The 15,135-nt window shown below is 71.9% G+C and carries 14 protein-coding genes and 1 pseudogene; 7 read left to right on the forward strand and 8 right to left on the reverse strand.

Annotated features, from left to right (window positions below):
• Positions 1–186: 186 nt before the first annotated feature.
• From ABZV42_RS26465 to ABZV42_RS26480, 4 genes are read left to right on the forward strand one after another with little or no spacing between them, the layout of a single operon-like run.
• On the forward strand, positions 187–513 hold the full coding sequence (locus tag ABZV42_RS26465) for a hypothetical protein (RefSeq protein ID WP_355985775.1): 327 nt from the start codon (positions 187–189) through the stop codon (positions 511–513).
• 45 nt (positions 514–558) lie between these two features.
• Entirely contained in the window at positions 559–1,380 is an 822-nt protein-coding gene (locus tag ABZV42_RS26470; RefSeq protein ID WP_355985773.1) for a hypothetical protein, read from the forward strand.
• Positions 1,381–1,398: 18 nt separating this feature from the next.
• Positions 1,399–3,366, forward strand: a complete 1,968-nt coding sequence (locus tag ABZV42_RS26475; protein ID WP_355985771.1) for a fumarate reductase/succinate dehydrogenase flavoprotein subunit — start codon at positions 1,399–1,401, stop codon at positions 3,364–3,366.
• On the forward strand, positions 3,363–4,133 hold the full coding sequence (locus ABZV42_RS26480) for a succinate dehydrogenase/fumarate reductase iron-sulfur subunit (protein ID WP_356053827.1): 771 nt from the start codon (positions 3,363–3,365) through the stop codon (positions 4,131–4,133). Before ABZV42_RS26475 ends, ABZV42_RS26480 begins: the two co-directional genes overlap by 4 nt.
• 259 nt (positions 4,134–4,392) lie before the next feature.
• Here the strand turns inward: ABZV42_RS26480 and ABZV42_RS26485 are convergent, their stop codons facing one another.
• Complete coding sequence (locus ABZV42_RS26485) at positions 4,393–4,716, reverse strand: hypothetical protein (protein ID WP_355985767.1); 324 nt, start codon at positions 4,714–4,716, stop codon at positions 4,393–4,395.
• Between the two features lie 257 nt (positions 4,717–4,973).
• Here ABZV42_RS26485 and ABZV42_RS26490 point away from each other — a divergent pair, with 257 nt between their 5' ends.
• The gene (locus ABZV42_RS26490; protein ID WP_356053829.1) at positions 4,974–6,569 is read left to right on the forward strand and encodes a hypothetical protein; all 1,596 of its coding nucleotides are present in this window, start codon (positions 4,974–4,976) and stop codon (positions 6,567–6,569) included.
• A gap of 24 nt (positions 6,570–6,593) precedes the next feature.
• Here ABZV42_RS26490 and ABZV42_RS26495 read toward each other — a convergent pair whose 3' ends face one another.
• From ABZV42_RS26495 to ABZV42_RS26520, 6 genes are all read right to left on the reverse strand, one after another.
• Positions 6,594–9,311, reverse strand: coding sequence for a SpoIIE family protein phosphatase (locus tag ABZV42_RS26495; protein ID WP_356053831.1), 2,718 nt, complete (start codon positions 9,309–9,311; stop codon positions 6,594–6,596).
• Positions 9,312–9,558: 247 nt separating this feature from the next.
• Positions 9,559–9,990 carry an ATP-binding protein gene (locus ABZV42_RS26500; protein WP_355985761.1) on the reverse strand — a complete coding sequence of 144 codons (432 nt, stop codon included), beginning with the start codon at positions 9,988–9,990 and terminating at the stop codon, positions 9,559–9,561.
• 106 nt (positions 9,991–10,096) lie between these two features.
• On the reverse strand, positions 10,097–10,504 hold the full coding sequence (locus tag ABZV42_RS26505) for a (deoxy)nucleoside triphosphate pyrophosphohydrolase (protein WP_355985759.1): 408 nt from the start codon (positions 10,502–10,504) through the stop codon (positions 10,097–10,099).
• Between the two features lie 45 nt (positions 10,505–10,549).
• Positions 10,550–10,732 carry an SPOR domain-containing protein gene (locus tag ABZV42_RS26510; RefSeq protein WP_355985757.1) on the reverse strand — a complete coding sequence of 61 codons (183 nt, stop codon included), beginning with the start codon at positions 10,730–10,732 and terminating at the stop codon, positions 10,550–10,552.
• A 410-nt stretch (positions 10,733–11,142) separates the two neighbouring features.
• Positions 11,143–11,895, reverse strand: coding sequence for a GntR family transcriptional regulator (locus ABZV42_RS26515; protein ID WP_355985755.1), 753 nt, complete (start codon positions 11,893–11,895; stop codon positions 11,143–11,145).
• Positions 11,896–12,043: 148 nt separating this feature from the next.
• Positions 12,044–13,288 (reverse strand): DUF4190 domain-containing protein, encoded by a 1,245-nt coding sequence (locus tag ABZV42_RS26520; protein ID WP_356053833.1) that lies wholly within the window; start codon positions 13,286–13,288, stop codon positions 12,044–12,046.
• A gap of 183 nt (positions 13,289–13,471) precedes the next feature.
• Here ABZV42_RS26520 and ABZV42_RS26525 point away from each other — a divergent pair, with 183 nt between their 5' ends.
• Entirely contained in the window at positions 13,472–14,578 is a 1,107-nt protein-coding gene (locus tag ABZV42_RS26525; protein ID WP_356053835.1) for a threonine synthase, read from the forward strand.
• A 53-nt stretch (positions 14,579–14,631) separates the two neighbouring features.
• Positions 14,632–14,817, forward strand: a pseudogene (locus tag ABZV42_RS26530) (type II toxin-antitoxin system RelE/ParE family toxin); the annotation flags it as partial.
• Here the strand turns inward: ABZV42_RS26530 and ABZV42_RS26535 are convergent.
• Positions 14,789–15,019 carry a Txe/YoeB family addiction module toxin gene (locus tag ABZV42_RS26535; protein ID WP_356053837.1) on the reverse strand — a complete coding sequence of 77 codons (231 nt, stop codon included), beginning with the start codon at positions 15,017–15,019 and terminating at the stop codon, positions 14,789–14,791. The pseudogene ABZV42_RS26530 and the gene ABZV42_RS26535 sit on opposite strands and share 29 nt — an antisense overlap.
• Positions 15,020–15,135 lie beyond the last annotated feature (116 nt).

The following is a 15,135-nucleotide window of genomic DNA, read 5'->3' on the forward strand; positions in this document are numbered from 1 at the left end:
CCGGGGCGCGCGGAGAAATCGGCCGGTGCGGCGGCGAACGAACCGGCGCACGGGGTCCGTTCTGGAGCGCGCGGGCCGTCAATCCGTGCACACGCCTTCACACGGGTGCGGGTGACGCGCAACACTCGCAGGCGCATGAACGTTGCCGCTTGAAGGCCACGGGGCCCACGGAAGTGAGGGCAAGTCATGTCCGTGCACGAAGACCTGACATCGGTCCAGCGCTGCCTGGACGATCTACAACGGTCGGTGCGGCGCCTGGAACAGCAGATGGGCGCCGGTCTGGAGATGCGCCGCGTGCGCGCCGACACCGACCACCTGCGCGAGAGCCTCGCGCTGCTGCGCGAGTCCGCCGCGGTCGGCGCGACCGGACTCCCGGCCGTGCCCGGACCGGCGGGATCCGTCTCCGGCCGGCTGCCCGACCTGGTGCCCGTCCCCGACACCCCGTACGACAGCTCCTTGTGGACCGATTCCGACGACGAGGGTCTCGGCGCCCACCACGGTCCCTCCCACTAGCGCCCTCGACACCGGCGCGCCCCCGAACCCGACCGGAGTGCGAAGTTGGCCACTGGTACGGAACCTCATCTGAACAGCGGCGGTGTACGAACGGGTACGCGCGCCGCGATCGCCGCCCCGCATCTGCGGACCGACCGCTGGTGGCTGGCGCCCGCCGCCACCGCGGCCGGGTTGCTGGCCTTCGTCGTGTACTCGACCTGGCGGGCCTTCTCGGACGCGCACTACTACGCGGCGCCCTACGTCTCCCCGTTCTACTCGCCGTGTCTGGCCGAGCGGTGCGGGACGATGCGCGCCGGGCCGAACGCGGACCTGTTCGGGAGCTGGTGGGCGATCTCCCCCGCGATCATCATCCTGATCTTCCCGCTCGGCTTCCGGCTGACCTGCTACTACTACCGCAAGGCCTACTACCGGGGCTTCTGGGCGAGCCCGCCGGCCTGCGCGGTGGCCGAGCCGCACAAGAAGTACTCCGGTGAGACCCGCTTCCCGCTGATCCTCCAGAACATCCACCGGTACTTCTTCTACGCGGCCCTCGTCGTCGCCGGCATCCTCACGTACGACACCGTGCTCTCCTTCCGCGACGAGCACTACAACTGGGGCCACATGGGCCTCGGCACGCTGGTGTTCCTGGTCAACATCACGCTGATCTGGGCGTACACCCTCTCCTGCCACTCCTGCCGGCACATCGTCGGCGGGAAGCTCAAGCACTTCTCCAAACACCCCGTGCGCTACCGGATGTGGCAGTGGGTCGGGAAGCTGAACGCCCGTCACATGCTGCTGGCCTGGGCGTCGTTGGTGAGTGTGGCGCTCGCCGACTTCTACGTGTACCTGGTCGCGTCCGGCGCCTTCGACGATCCGCGCTTCTTCTGAAATGAGTGGGGCTCTCTGATGTCCGTGGTCGATCGACAGCAGTGGGACGTCGTCGTGGTCGGCGCCGGTGGCGCCGGACTGCGTGCCGCGATCGAGGCACGCGAGCGCGGCGCCCGTACGGCGGTGATCTGCAAGTCGCTGTTCGGCAAGGCCCACACGGTGATGGCCGAGGGCGGTATCGCGGCCGCCATGGGCAATGTGAACTCCGGCGACAACTGGCAGGTCCACTTCCGCGACACCATGCGCGGCGGCAAGTTCCTCAACCAGTGGCGGATGGCCGAGCTGCACGCCCGCGAGGCACCGGACCGCGTATGGGAGCTGGAGACCTGGGGCGCCCTCTTCGACCGGACGAAGGACGGGCGCATCTCGCAGCGCAACTTCGGCGGCCACGAGTATCCACGCCTCGCGCACGTCGGGGACCGTACCGGGCTCGAACTGATCCGCACGCTCCAGCAGAAGATCGTGTCCCTCCAGCAGGAGGACATGAAGGAGACCGGTGACTACGAGTCGCGTCTGAAGGTCTATCAGGAGTGCACCGTCACACGAGTGCTGAAGGACGGAGAGCGCGTCTCCGGGACCTTCTGCTACGAGCGCGAGTCGGGCCGCTTCTTCGTCCTCGAAGCACCCTCCGTCGTGATCGCCACCGGCGGCATCGGCAAGTCGTTCAAGGTGACGTCCAACTCGTGGGAGTACACGGGCGACGGGCACGCGCTGGCGCTGCTCGCCGGGGCTCCGCTGCTGAACATGGAGTTCGTGCAGTTCCATCCCACGGGCATGGTCTGGCCGCCGTCGGTCAAGGGCATCCTCGTCACCGAGTCGGTGCGCGGTGACGGCGGGGTGCTGCGCAACTCCGAGGGCAAGCGGTTCATGTTCGACTACATCCCCGATGTCTTCAAGGAGAAGTACGCGCAGTCCGAGGAGGAGGGCGACCGCTGGTACGAGGACCCGGACCACAACCGGCGCCCGCCGGAGCTGCTGCCCCGTGACGAGGTCGCCCGGGCCATCAACTCCGAGGTGAAGGCGGGCCGCGGGTCACCGCACGGCGGGGTCTTCCTCGACGTGTCGACCCGGATGCCCGCCGAGGTGATCAAACGCCGACTCCCGTCCATGTACCACCAGTTCAAGGAGCTGGCCGACGTCGACATCACGGCGGAGGCGATGGAGGTCGGGCCCACCTGCCACTACGTGATGGGCGGCATCGCGGTCGACTCGGACACGGCGGCGGCACGCGGGGTGCCGGGGCTGTTCGCGGCCGGCGAGGTCGCGGGCGGTATGCACGGCTCCAACCGGCTGGGCGGCAACTCCCTCTCCGACCTGCTGGTGTTCGGGCGGCGGGCCGGCCGGCACGCGGCGGAGTACGCGGCCGGTCTCACCGGTGACGGCGTCCGCCCTCCGCTGGACGACGGCCAGATCGACGCGGCCGCCGCGGAGGCGCTGCGGCCCTTCTCGGCCGAGGGGCCCGAGTCCGTCCCCGCCCCGGCGGGCGGTGCCCCCGCCGCGCAGCCGCCCGAGAACCCCTACACCCTGCACCAGGAGCTCCAGCAGACCATGAACGACCTGGTCGGCATCATCCGCCGCGAGGGCGAGATGGAGCGGGCCCTGGAGAAACTCGCCGAGCTGCGGGTACGGGCGCGCCGGGCCGGGGTCGAGGGCCACCGCCAGTTCAACCCTGGCTGGCACCTCGCCCTGGACCTGCGGAACATGCTCCTGGTCAGCGAGTGCGTGGCGCGGGCGGCCCTGGAGCGCGCGGAGTCGCGCGGCGGACACACCCGCGAGGACCACCCGGCGATGGAACGTTCCTGGCGCCGGATCAACCTGCTGTGCCGGCTCACCGACCCCACCGGCGGGCTGGCCGCGACCGACCCGGTGGCCGGGCAGATCGACCTGTCGGACGAGACCACCCAGCCCATCCGTCCCGACCTGCTCGCCCTCTTCGAGAAGGAGGAGCTGGTCAAGTACCTCGCCGAGGAGGAGCTGTACGAGTGAGCAGCTACGAGGCCCGCTTCAAGGTGTGGCGCGGGGATGTGAAGGGCGGCGGCCTGAAGGACTTCGGGGTCGAGGTCAACGACGGCGAGGTGGTGCTGGACATCATCCACCGGCTCCAGGCGACCCAGGCCCCCGACCTGGCCGTGCGCTGGAACTGCAAGGCGGGCAAGTGCGGTTCGTGTTCGGCGGAGATCAACGGCCGGCCGCGGCTGCTGTGCATGACGCGGATGTCGGTGTTCACCCGGGAGGAGACGATCACTGTCACCCCGCTGCGCGCCTTCCCGGTCGTACGGGATCTGGTGACCGACGTCGGCTTCAACTACGACAAGGCGCGGCAGGTCCCCGCCTTCGTGCCGCCCGCCGGTGTCGGGCCCGGCGAGTACCGGATGATGCAGGAGGACGTCGACCGGTCGCAGGAGTTCCGCAAGTGCATCGAGTGCTTCCTGTGCCAGGACACCTGCCATGTGGTCCGTGACCACGAGGAGAACAAGCCCGCGTTCGCCGGGCCGCGTTTCCTGATGCGGGTGGCGGAACTGGACATGCACCCGCTGGACGCGGCCGCGGACTCCGGACTGGACCGCAAGGCGACGGCGCAGGACGAGCACGGTCTCGGCTACTGCAACATCACCAAGTGCTGCACGGAGGTGTGCCCCGAGGGCATCAAGATCACGGACAACGCGCTGATCCCCTTGAAGGAACGGGCGGTCGACCGCAAGTACGACCCGCTCGTGTGGCTGGGATCGAAGATCGGCAGACGCCGGACGTAGCCGGGAGCAGGCAGGAACGAGAGCGGGGCCGGGGCGGCACGCCGCCCCCCGGCCCGGCACGCCCTGCCGTCCCCGGCGTCGCGCGCCCGGCCGTCATCCGGCCTCACGTCTTCCATCTCCCGCCTCGCGTGGCCGGCCGTCATCCGGCCTCGCGCACCCCGGCGTCATCCGGCCTCGCGCGCCGGTCATCCCGACCTCGCGCACCCCGGCGTCATCCGGCCTCACGCGCCTGCCATCCCCAGCCTCGCGCGCCCTGCCGTCATCCGGTCCCGGTGTCCGCCGGGAGCGCGCCGCGCCTGCCGGGATGCTGCGACATCCCCTGGAGCACCATGCCCACGACGAAGAAGGGGATTCCGGTCATGGCGGTGGGTGTCAGGTCGGCGTCGCGTCCGTGGAACGGACCCGGGAACATGATCAGACCCAGGCCCACGGCCCCCGCCAGCGCGCCCCACCCGTACAGCTTCGGGCGCACGACCCGGCGGCGGAGCCACGGAGGAACCCAGTAGACGGTGACGGCCGCGATCCCGAATCCGGCGTGCGCGGCGACGAACACTGCGGCGATCCCCACCAGATACCAGTGCATCGAGCCCCCGTTCCCCCGCGTGCCGAAAGGAGCACGCGGGCCGATCATGACATGCGGAGCCGCGGCGGTCACCCCTCGCGAGGCGTCGTCCGCGGTACGCCGTTCCGTAGGTCTCCGTGGGTCTCCGTGCGCCGGAGAGCTCGGGAGCGGATCCCTCGAGCCCCTCCCCTGCACCCCCGTATCTCCCGTACCCCGAGTGACCCCAAGTCCTCGTATACCGGTCGCGGAGGCGCTCGAACGGCCATACGCTCCCAAATGTGACGTCGCCCCTGAGCCGAAGCCGGTCGCGCCGGGTCCCGTCGCAGATAGCCGTGCGGGTGGCGCATGCCGTGCTCGGGGGGCTGGTCGCGATGGGCTGGCTGCTGCTGCCGCTGGCGCGGGCGGGAGCCGACGCCCCGGCGGCCGCGTCGCGGAACACGCGGGCCGGCGCTCCCGCGGCCGCGACCGCGACCGCGCAGGACGCGACGTCGACCGGCGACCTCGTGCCGCCCCTGGTCGCGGCCGGCGCCGCGGGCGCGGTCGCCGCGTACGGGTACGGGCGGCGCAGACGGCGGGCGACGACCCGGACGACACCCGGCGGCGACCCCGGGCTCACCCCTCTGCCCGAACTCGACCGGCAGACACGGCGGTTGCTCGTCGAGACCGACGACTGCGTACGGGTCGGCGCCGAGGAGCTCGCCCTCGCCGCGGACCGGTCGGCGGGCGACGCGGTCGAACCGTACGTGTACGACCTGAGGCACGCGGAGGCCGGACTCGCCGCCGCCTTCCGGCTGCGGCAGAGCCTCGACGAGGCGGAGGCGGCCGGTGCCGGTCCGGACCCGGCCGGGGACGAGGACGACCGCAGGGACGTCCTGGAGGAGATCGTCGCCCGGTGCCAGGACGCCGGGCAGCGGCTGGACGCGGCGGCTCCGGGGTTCGACCAGATCCGGGCGCTGGAACGGAACGCGGCGGCCGCGCTGGAGTCCGCGGAGACCCGCTTCCGTGAGGCCGCCGCGCGCACCCGCGCCGCCGAGGCCACGATCGCCGGTCTTCATCAGCGGTACGCCCCCGCCGCCTCGCTCCCGGTCGCCGGGGACGCCGAACAGGCCAAGGACCGGCTCCTGTTCACGACCTCCCATCTCAACCAGGCGCGGCAGTACGCGGACCGGGGCGACGGAGCGAAGGCCGCGGCCCATCTGCGGGCGGCGGAAGGGGCGTTGGCGCAGGCCTTCGACCTGGTGGACGGCGTGGACCGGCTCGCCGACGAACTGGCCTCGGCGGCGGCCGGGCTGCCCGCGGCGATCGCGGCGGCGGAGGCGGCGCGGGACGCGGCCATGGCACTCCCCCCGGACGTCCGTGCCGGGCTCGTCGGGCCGCTGGGGCACGCGGAGTCGCTACTCTCGGCGGTGCGTCACGAGACGGCGGCCGGGCCGCACGATCCGCTGGACGCGCTGCGCCGGGTGACGGAGGCGGCGGCGGCTCCGGCCGGGGCGGGGGGCGCCGACGTCCCCGAAGGGCGGGGGAACACGCTTCTGCCCGCCCACAGCGCGCTCGCCGGGGCCGCGTGCTTCATCGGCACGCACCGCGGGGCCGTCGGCAGCGAGGCGCGGACCCGGCTGGCGGAGGCGCGGCGGCTGCTCGGACCGGGGCCTGTCCCCCTCTCCGCCGTGCTGCGGGCCGACGGACTCGCCCGGGAGGCGCGCCGGCTCGCCGAACGGGACGTACGGGCGTACGGCAACCCCTCGGGCGGGCGCGGTGGCGCCGGAGCGGGCGGCGCCGTGCTCGGCGGGATCCTCCTGAGCGACGGCGAGGGCGGCCCCATGAGCTACGGCGGCCCCCGCACGCGGGGCCGCCGGGGCGCGTTCTTCACCTGAGCCGACGACGGCCCGCGTGCGCCCTCAGAACAGGCTCAGCAGTGCTTCCGCCGGGTCGGTGAGGCTCGTGCCTCCGTCCGGCAGGGGGAGTTCGAACCACACGGTCTTGCCGCGCGGGGTCCGGCGGGAGCCCCAGCCGGCGGAGAGGAGGCCGACGAGCTGAAGGCCCCGGCCGCCCTCGTCGGTGTCGCGGGCGCGGCGGCGGCGCGGCTGGACGAGTCCGGCGTCCCAGACCTCGCAGACGAGGGTGCGGTCGAGGAGCAGCCGCAGCCGGATCTCGCCCTCGCCGTAGCGCAGCGCGTTGGTGACCAGCTCGCTGACCAGCAGCTCCGTCGTGTCGACGAGCGGCTCCAGGTCCCAGGCGACCAGCTGCGTACGCGCGTACTCGCGGGCCCGCCCCACACTGCGCGGCTCGCGCGGCAGGGTCCAGTCGCCGACCGAGTCGGCGGGCAGTCCCTGGACCCGCGCCATGAGCAGGGCGATGTCGTCCTCGCCGTGGTGGGTGTCGAGGGTGTTCAGGACGTGGTCGCAGACGTCCTCCAGCGGCCTGGAGGGGTCCGTGAGGGCGCCGACGAACGCCTGTAGGCCCTCGTCGAGGGGGTGGTCGCGCGATTCGACCAGGCCGTCCGTGTAGAGCGCCAGGAGCGCGCCCTCGGGCAGTTCGACCTCCACCTCCTCGAAGGGCTCGCCGCCCACCCCGAGCGGCATGCCGGGCGGCACGTCGAGCATCAGCGCGCTCTCGCCGGGCTCGACCAGCACGGGCGGCAGATGACCGGCGTTGGCGAAGGTGCACCGGCGGGTCACGGAGTCGTAGACGGCGTAGACGCAGGTCGCGAGGTACACCTCGGAGAGGTCGGCGTCGCGGGGCTGGCGGGCCGAGCGGGTGGCCTGCTGGACCCCTCCGGGGGTGCCGAGGCCGCGCGCGATCTCGTCCAGCGCCGAGAGGACCTCGGCGGGTTCGAGGTCGAGCAGGGCCAAGGTGCGTACCGCGGTGCGCAGTTCGCCCATCGCCACGGCGGCGCGCAGCCCGCGGCCCATCACGTCGCCCACCACGAGAGCCGTGCGGTGACCGGGGAGTTCGATGACGTCGAACCAGTCGCCGCCGACCTCCGTCGCCGCGTTGCCCGGCAGATAGCGGCACGCGATGTCGAGACCGGAGGCCTCCGGGTCGCCCGGGGGCAGCAGGGACCGCTGGAGGATGAGGGCGCGTTCGTGCTCACGGCGGTACAGGCGCGCGTTGTCGATACAGACGGCCGCGCGGGCGGCCAGCTCGACGGCCAGGGCCCGGTCGCGTTCCCCGAACGGCTCGCTGCCCTTCGTACGGGAGAACTGGGCGAGTCCCACGACCGTGTCGTGGGCGACCATCGGCACAGCGAGTGTGGACTGTATGAGGCCGCCGTCGTCGGCGGGGATGTGCCGCGGCCGCGCGGTGCGCAGGGCGTCCGCGCAGGGCGAGTTGAACGGGTAGTGGTGCACCGCACCGACGGCGACGGGTGCCGGGCCACCGGCGAAGGGCGCGTCGGAGACGGCGCTGGCGAAGGCCACCCTGCGGAGTTCGGCACTGCCGTCCGCGAGGCCGGGCGGGGTCTCGTCGCCGGCCACCAGCCCCTGGTACAGGTCGACCGTCGCGAGATCGCAGAAGCCGGGGACCACGACGTCCAGGAGTTCGCGTGCGGTGACCTCCAGGTCGAGGGAGTTGCCGATGCGGGCGCCGGCCTCGTTCAGCAGGGCGAGATTGCGCCGGGCGGCGGCCGCTTCACGGGCGGCGGCGCGGCGGGAGGTGATGTCGGTTCCGAGCCAGGCGATACCGATGGGACGGCCGCTTCCGCTGTGCACCCGGTAGAGGTTGATGGACCAGTGGCGGCGCTCGTCGGAACCGGGGACCTGCCCGGTGACGTGCATGTCCGTGATGGAGTCGCCGGTCTCCAGGACCCGGCGCAGGACCGCCGTGACCCGCTCGGCCTCCGCGCGCGGGAGATAGTCGTGGACGCCCTTGCCGCGGTGGTCGTCGACGCTGCCGCCGAAGATCGAGGCGAACCGCTGGTTGGCGCGCCGCACCTGGAGATCCGTGTCGATCAGCAGGAAGCCGAACGGAGATTGACCGAAAATCGCCTGCGAGGCGGCGAGGTCCGTCTCGATGGTGCGCAGCGTGCGGACGTCCACCACGATGCACACGGCGGCCCGCTCGCCGTGCTCGGTGGTCGTCGGCATCACATAGACCTCGGCGAGGCCCTCCCTGCCGCCGGAGTCCTCTGCGCCCTCGCCGGCGCCCTCGGAGCCGGGCGTGCGGAACGGCACAAGACCGGTCCACTCGCGGCCGTCCAGGATCTCCGCCATCTTCCGCTGGCCGAACTCGCGCCGGTCGGCGGCGACGAACGCCTCGATGGGGTCCATGCCGACGGCCCGCTCCGCCGGGATGCCGAAGAGCTGCTCGGCCCGCAGACTCCACTGGTCGACGAGCCCGTCCGCGCCGATGGAGAAGGAGGCGGCCTTGATGTAGTCGTAGATCGAACCGGGCGGACTGCTCTGCCACATCGCGTCGCCCGGCGCCTCGCCGGTCTCGTCGCCCGGCGCCTCCGCGGTCTCGTCGCCGGCCGCATCCGCCGCCGCGCCGTCCACCGTCCCACCCGTGGTGTCCACGGCGTCGCCGGGAACCCCGCGCGCGAATCCGCCCGCCGCATCGGACCTCGCGCCGTCCGACGGGTCCTCGGACTCCGTGGCCTTCGCTGGTATCTCGCTCACGCGAACCGTCCCCTCCAGCTCACCGCGTCCGGCACCGGTCACCGGGGGCGGCTGCCCGCAGTATCCAGCACTACGGGGCCGCACGACACGGTGTTCACGATCACAGCACGGTCCCGATGGTTTTTGGACCGGCCGCGACATACTCCCAGTCTTCTAACCAGGTGGCGCCCGGTCGAACCAAACAAGGGGACTCCGGTCCGAAGCGTGATCCGGCCGCGCGGCGCGCGGTCCCCCCGGCCTCCGCCCCTCACTCCGGAACGGACAGCTCGAACCAGACCGTCTTGCCGGTGTCCGCGGGCCAGGTGCCCCAGCGTCTGCACGAGCCGGCCAGGAGCTGGAGTCCGCGCCCGCTCTCGTCGGAGGTGTCGGCGGCCCGTTCCCGGGGCGGGTCCGGCAGCGGGTCCGAGACCTCGACGCGCAGTGCGCCCGGCAGGTCCTCGGGACGTACGAGGCGGACGCCGATCGGACCGGTCGCGTGCCGGAGGGAGTTGGTCACCAGTTCGCTGACCAGCAGTGCGGTGATGTCGCCGAGGGAGTCGAGATCCCAGTCACGCAGCTGTCCCCGGACGACGGCGCGGGCGGTGCCAACCGCACCGGGCTCCGCGGGAAAGGTCCACTCGGCGCGGTAGCCGTCAGTGTCGATCAAGCCGATCACTTCCCAGACCAGAAACCCACCCATGCCCGGTTTCGGGTGGTTAATGGGGACATACCCGGTATCGGGGAAGCTTTACCGCACCCCGGGGCACACTATGGCGCGAACAGCGCGCGAGGGGGCAGCCGGATCGTCACACACCCGGATCGAGCCACGGCAGTGCGCCCTTGACCGCCGGCACGTCCTGGTCGAGCCAGTCCACGTCCCAGATCTCCTCGGGCGTCAGCCAGCGCAGTTCGTCGTGGTCCTGGAGGGGCTCCGGTTCGGCCGAGCCGGGCAGCAGCCGGGCGGCCCACACCACGAGGACGTATCCCGGCTTCAGCGGCCACTCGCCGGGGACGCGCTCCAGCGCGCGCGTGTCGACGCCGAGTTCCTCGCGCAACTCGCGCACGAGGGCGCGCTCGGGGGTCTCGCCGGGCTCGACCTTGCCACCCGGCAGCTCCCAGCGCCCCGCGAGGTCGGGCGGCGCGCTGCGGCGGGCCGCGAGCAGGCGCCCGTCGCGCACCACGGCGCCCGCGACCACCACGATCCGTTCCGTCATGCGCCGGAGCCTACGGGAGCGGAAGGGGCCCAGGCTCCGGCCGGCTCACCGGGTTCCGTTCGCCGCGATCCGCTCGACCCAGTAGAGCTGTTTGTGCCCGCGGTGGTCGAGGCTGTCCGCGATCTTCTGGGCCTCGGCGCGGGTCGCGTACCTGCCGACGCGGTAGCGATTGCCGTTGTCGTCCTGCCGTATGACGAGCCAGGGAAGCGTGATCATGCTGTCGTTCATAGAGCCCCTCCACTTCCCGCCCCGGGCCCCCGCCGAACCCCGCATTCCACCGAAACCGCAATCCGCATATGCCCGAGCGTACGCCTTACCTTCACGCAGCGAACACGGGTTTACACAAAGAGATACGCAACCGGCCAGTAAGGAACGCGGACCCAGGGGGCGCGCGCCATCGAACGCGCCGCTCACGACTCCCGCACGCCCCCGGGCAGCGCGAAGCCGCCCCCGGCCCGCCACGCGAGAAAGGCCAGATTCCAACCGGGCCCGCAAGCGGCCTCGTCAGGACGTCGGCGGCCGGGCCGACACGCGGGCCCGCCGGGCCGTACGAGGTGCCGCACGAAAGGCCGTACGAGGTGCCGCACGAGATGCCGCGGGGCATGCCGGACGACATGCCCCGCGAAGGTGACGAGCGGTCACTTCACCGGCAGGTGATAGGCGATGCGGTAGCGGTCCGCCGGGACCACCACGTCCGCCGTCTCCACCGGACGGCCCGAGGCGTAGAAAGTTCGCTGGATGACGACGACCACATGACCGGGCACACCGCCCAGCGCCAGGAGTTCCTCCGCGAGGCCGGGACGCGCGCCCACCTCCTCGGTGACGTTGTCCACGATCACGTCGATGGCCGCCATGCGCTCGACGACACCCATGCCGCCGAGCGGACCCTCCTCCGGGAGCATCACCGGCGTACGCCCGGTCACGGCGAGGGGTTCCCAGGACGTGGAGAGCATCATCGCCTCGCCGCCGTCGCGGTAGAGGTAGTTCGTGCACATCACGCGGTCGCCGGGCTGGATGGCGAGCCGCTCGGCGATCGCGCCGCTCGCCTCGACCTGCCTGCTGTGGGACTCCCATGTGCCCCGCACGGCCAGGTCGGCCTGCTCCTGGCGGAAGGGGGTGGCACCGCTGTCCTGCCGATATCCCGTACGGGCCACGCGGCGCGGCACCGGCCGCTCGCGGACGTAGGTGCCCGAACCGGAGCGGCCCTCGACCAGGCCCTCGGCCATCAGCACCTTGCGCGCCTCCAGGGCGACCGTGTCCGAGACTCCGTACTCCTCGCGGATTCTGGCCTGCGAGGGGAGCCGGGTGTGCGGTGGCAGCGACCCGTCGACGATCTTCTTGCGGAGATCACCTGCGACGCGCAGGTACGCCGGCTGCTCACCGAATGTCACTTGGCCGCTCCCATCAGGTTGTACAGACAGCAACAGCGTGGCAACCGTGGGTTGTGCCATGCAAGCGAAGGCCAGAGAATCACTCGATGTGATGACGTGTGCCCCTTGAGGGCATTACGCAGGCGTTTTCTCCCCACTGTGGCTGCCGTCACACCTCGATTCCGGAGCCGTCTTCGCCGCCGCTACCGGCGCTCCCGCCCTGGTCGAGCTTCGGAGGGGTGGTGGCGAGCCCCAGAGCCTTGCGGGTGGTGACCGTCTTGTGGGGGTCCATGAGTTTCATGGCCTTGTCGTAGTGGGCGTAGAAGGTGTCCGCGTCCGCCGCCTGAGCGGCCTTCGCCCATTCCTTCCGGGCCCCGTCGAGATCCTTGGCCAGAGCCGCGACCCGCTTGCCGGCGGCAGGGGAGAACGTGTGGCCGCGGAGCAGGCCGGTCTGCTTCTCGAGAGCCCCCGACACCCTGGTCGCCCACTTCTTGTGGCCCGGCAGGTCGTCCTCGACGTACTGCGCCTCGGGGGCCGAGTCCATCGCCCTGTTGAGGATCCGCGCCGCCTCCAGATACGCGAGCTGGTCCGCGTCGAGCATCGTGGAGTCCTTGCGCAGCGAACCCTTCAGCGTGCCGTGCTCGTCGGTGTTCCCGAACATGCAGGTGATCTCGCGGTCGCCCATGCCCCAGCTCTGCCGGGTCGGCGTGAAGTAGTAGACGTCGACGTCGTCCGGGACGGCCCAGCCGTCCATCGCGTACGTGTCCGTGAGCGAGTAGCACATGTCCCCGGCCTCGGCGGAGACCGCGGAGTCGCCGGGATAGGAGCCGTCGTGCGCGGTGGCCTCGGCGAACACCTCGGCGTCGTGCTTCCCCGCGCACGGCACGACGTCGACGTCGTACGCGACGCCCTCCAGGGTGCCGTTCGGCGCGTCGAAGCACTCGCCCTTGTGCAGGGCGAACGTGCTGCCGCTGCTGTGCGCCCCCTCCTTGAAACCGTCCCAGAAGTCGCGCGCGCCCCCGGTGGCCACCATGAGCGCGAGCAGCGCGATCCCGATCGACGACAGCACCATTCCGGCCACGGCCATGCCCTTGCCGCGCTCGCCGCGCTTCTTGATCTGGACGAGCGCCACGATCCCCAGCACCAGCCCGACGCCGGGCAGGAAGCAGAGGATGCCGAGAACCAGCGCCGCGATCGCGAGCCCGTTGAAGGCGACGGGCCGGTTGTACGGTGAGTAGCCCTGCTCCCAGGGCTGGTACGGGCCGGCGTACGGGGACTGCTGGTACGGCCCCTGCTGGTAGGGGCCCTGCGGGCCGGGTCCCTGGGGATACGGAGCGTGCGGATACGGCGGCGTCCCCGGAGGCGGGTACTGCCCCTCGGGCTGCTGGGGGCCGGGCGGCGGGGGTATGGCCACGGTTTGCCTTGCTCCTCATCCATTCATGACGGAACGCACGTACGAATCCCGAACGGCTGCGCGCATCGTAAGGGCGGCACGGGCGGGGTCCCAACAGAGGCCGTCCGGGCGACGACCGGGCCGGCGGACGCTCCGGAAAGCTCGGAGCGGCCCGTCCCCCGGCGACGCGTCTAACCTCCACGTATGACTGCACCGCCGGACTGCTTCTGCCCGAGGGACGGCACGCGTGTGCCCGCCGGCTCGCTCACCTGGTGCTGCCCGGTCTGCCGCGGCCCGCTCGATCTGGACTTCGCGCCGACGCCGGCCCCCCTCGCCTCCCTCACCGGCCGGGTGAACTCGCTGTGGCGGTACGCGGAGTGCCTGCCGCTGGCCGCTCCCACCGTCAGTCTCGGCGAGGGCCGCACTCCGCTGGTCCCCCTGCGCGAGGGCGTCCTCGCCAAGCTCGACTTCCTCATGCCGACGCTGTCGTTCAAGGACCGCGGGGCCGTACTGCTGGCCGAACTGGCGCTGCGGCTCGGACCCCGGCAGGTGATCGCGGACAGCAGCGGCAACGCGGGCACCGCGGTCGCCGCGTACTGCGCGCGGGCCGGACTGCCCTGCACCGTCTACGTCCCCGAGGGCACCTCCGCGAAGAAGCTGGAGCAGATCGAGGCGCACGGGGCCCGGCCACGGGTGGTCGAGGGCGACCGCGAGGCGACGGCACGCGCGGCACGCGAGGCGGCCGACGAGGACGGCGTGTTCTACGCCTCGCACGTCTTCAACCCGTACTTCCTGCACGGCACGAAGACGTACGTCCACGAGCTCTGGGAGGACCTCGGCGGACGTCTGCCGGACGTCCTCGTGCTGCCGGTCGGCAACGGCACGCTGCTCCTCGGCGCCGCCCTCGCCGTGGCCGAACTGCACGCGGCGGGACTGATCGACAAGAGGCCCGCCCTGTACGCCGTCCAGGCCGCCGCGGTCGCGCCGCTGGCCCGTGCCTGGTCCGAGGGTGCCGACGACCTTCTCGACGCGACCCCCGTGGAGCCCACGTTCGCCGAGGGCATCGCGATCCCGCACCCACCGCGGGCCCGAGCGATCCTGAGCGCGGTACGCGCCTCCGGGGGCGCCTTCCTGACCGTGACGGAGGACCAGATCCGTCACGCGCAGACGGATCTCGCGGGGCGCGGGCTGTACGTGGAGTCGACGGGGGTGGCCTGCTGGGCCGCGGTCCGTGAGGGCGCGCTCGGCCGGCGCGAGGCGGTGGTGCCGCTGTGCGGCGCCGGGGTGAAGACGGGAATGGCACGGGCCTGATCCCCGGCCTCGGGGCTCGACCTCTGACGCTCACGGTCACACCCGGTCGGCCCGACGTCGGGCCACTCCTGACCCAAGGGTCACAGGCCGACCGACTCCACCGCCGCCGGCTACGGGTCGGCGACTACCGCGTCGTCTGCACGATCGCCAACGGGGAACTGGTGATCTGGGTCGTTCACTTGGGACACCGGCCCTCGGGCGGCCCGTCCGTCAGTAGTGATACCGGGCCGCGAGGATGATGATCTCCTTGTCCGTCACCAGGTGGACGAGGCGGTGCTCGTCGTCGATCCGCCGCGGCCACACCCCCGGCAGGTGGTACTTCAGCGGCTCGGGCTTGCCGATCCCCGTGAAGGGATCCGGCTTGACATCCTCGATGAGCTTGTTGATCCGGGCGAGCATCTTGCGGTCGTTCTTGAGCCAGGACGTGTAGTCCAGCACCATCCCAGCACGGGAAAAAAGGAAGGGTCCGCCTCGCGAGGAGGTGGACCCTTCTGACCTGCATTGCCGGCCGGCATGGGACGTGGTGCCAATTCACACGGTCACACGTTGAAGCGGAA

This window comes from Streptomyces sp. NPDC005281, assembly GCF_040607495.1.
Classification (GTDB): Bacteria; Actinomycetota; Actinomycetes; order Streptomycetales; family Streptomycetaceae; genus Streptomyces.

Bases quoted from the DNA above. Each gene is read 5' to 3' on its own strand.
- ABZV42_RS26505 (WP_355985759.1), bottom strand. From the start codon at position 10,504: ATGACGGAACGGATCGTGGTGGTCGCGGGCGCCGTGGTGCGCGACGGG.
- ABZV42_RS26475 (WP_355985771.1), top strand. From the start codon at position 1,399: ATGTCCGTGGTCGATCGACAGCAGTGGGACGTCGTCGTGGTCGGCGCC.
- ABZV42_RS26525 (WP_356053835.1), top strand. From the start codon at position 13,472: ATGACTGCACCGCCGGACTGCTTCTGCCCGAGGGACGGCACGCGTGTG.
- ABZV42_RS26535 (WP_356053837.1), bottom strand. From the start codon at position 15,019: ATGGTGCTGGACTACACGTCCTGGCTCAAGAACGACCGCAAGATGCTC.
- ABZV42_RS26510 (WP_355985757.1), bottom strand. From the start codon at position 10,732: ATGAACGACAGCATGATCACGCTTCCCTGGCTCGTCATACGGCAGGAC.
- ABZV42_RS26500 (WP_355985761.1), bottom strand. From the start codon at position 9,990: ATGGGTGGGTTTCTGGTCTGGGAAGTGATCGGCTTGATCGACACTGAC.
- ABZV42_RS26485 (WP_355985767.1), bottom strand. From the start codon at position 4,716: ATGCACTGGTATCTGGTGGGGATCGCCGCAGTGTTCGTCGCCGCGCAC.
- ABZV42_RS26465 (WP_355985775.1), top strand. From the start codon at position 187: ATGTCCGTGCACGAAGACCTGACATCGGTCCAGCGCTGCCTGGACGAT.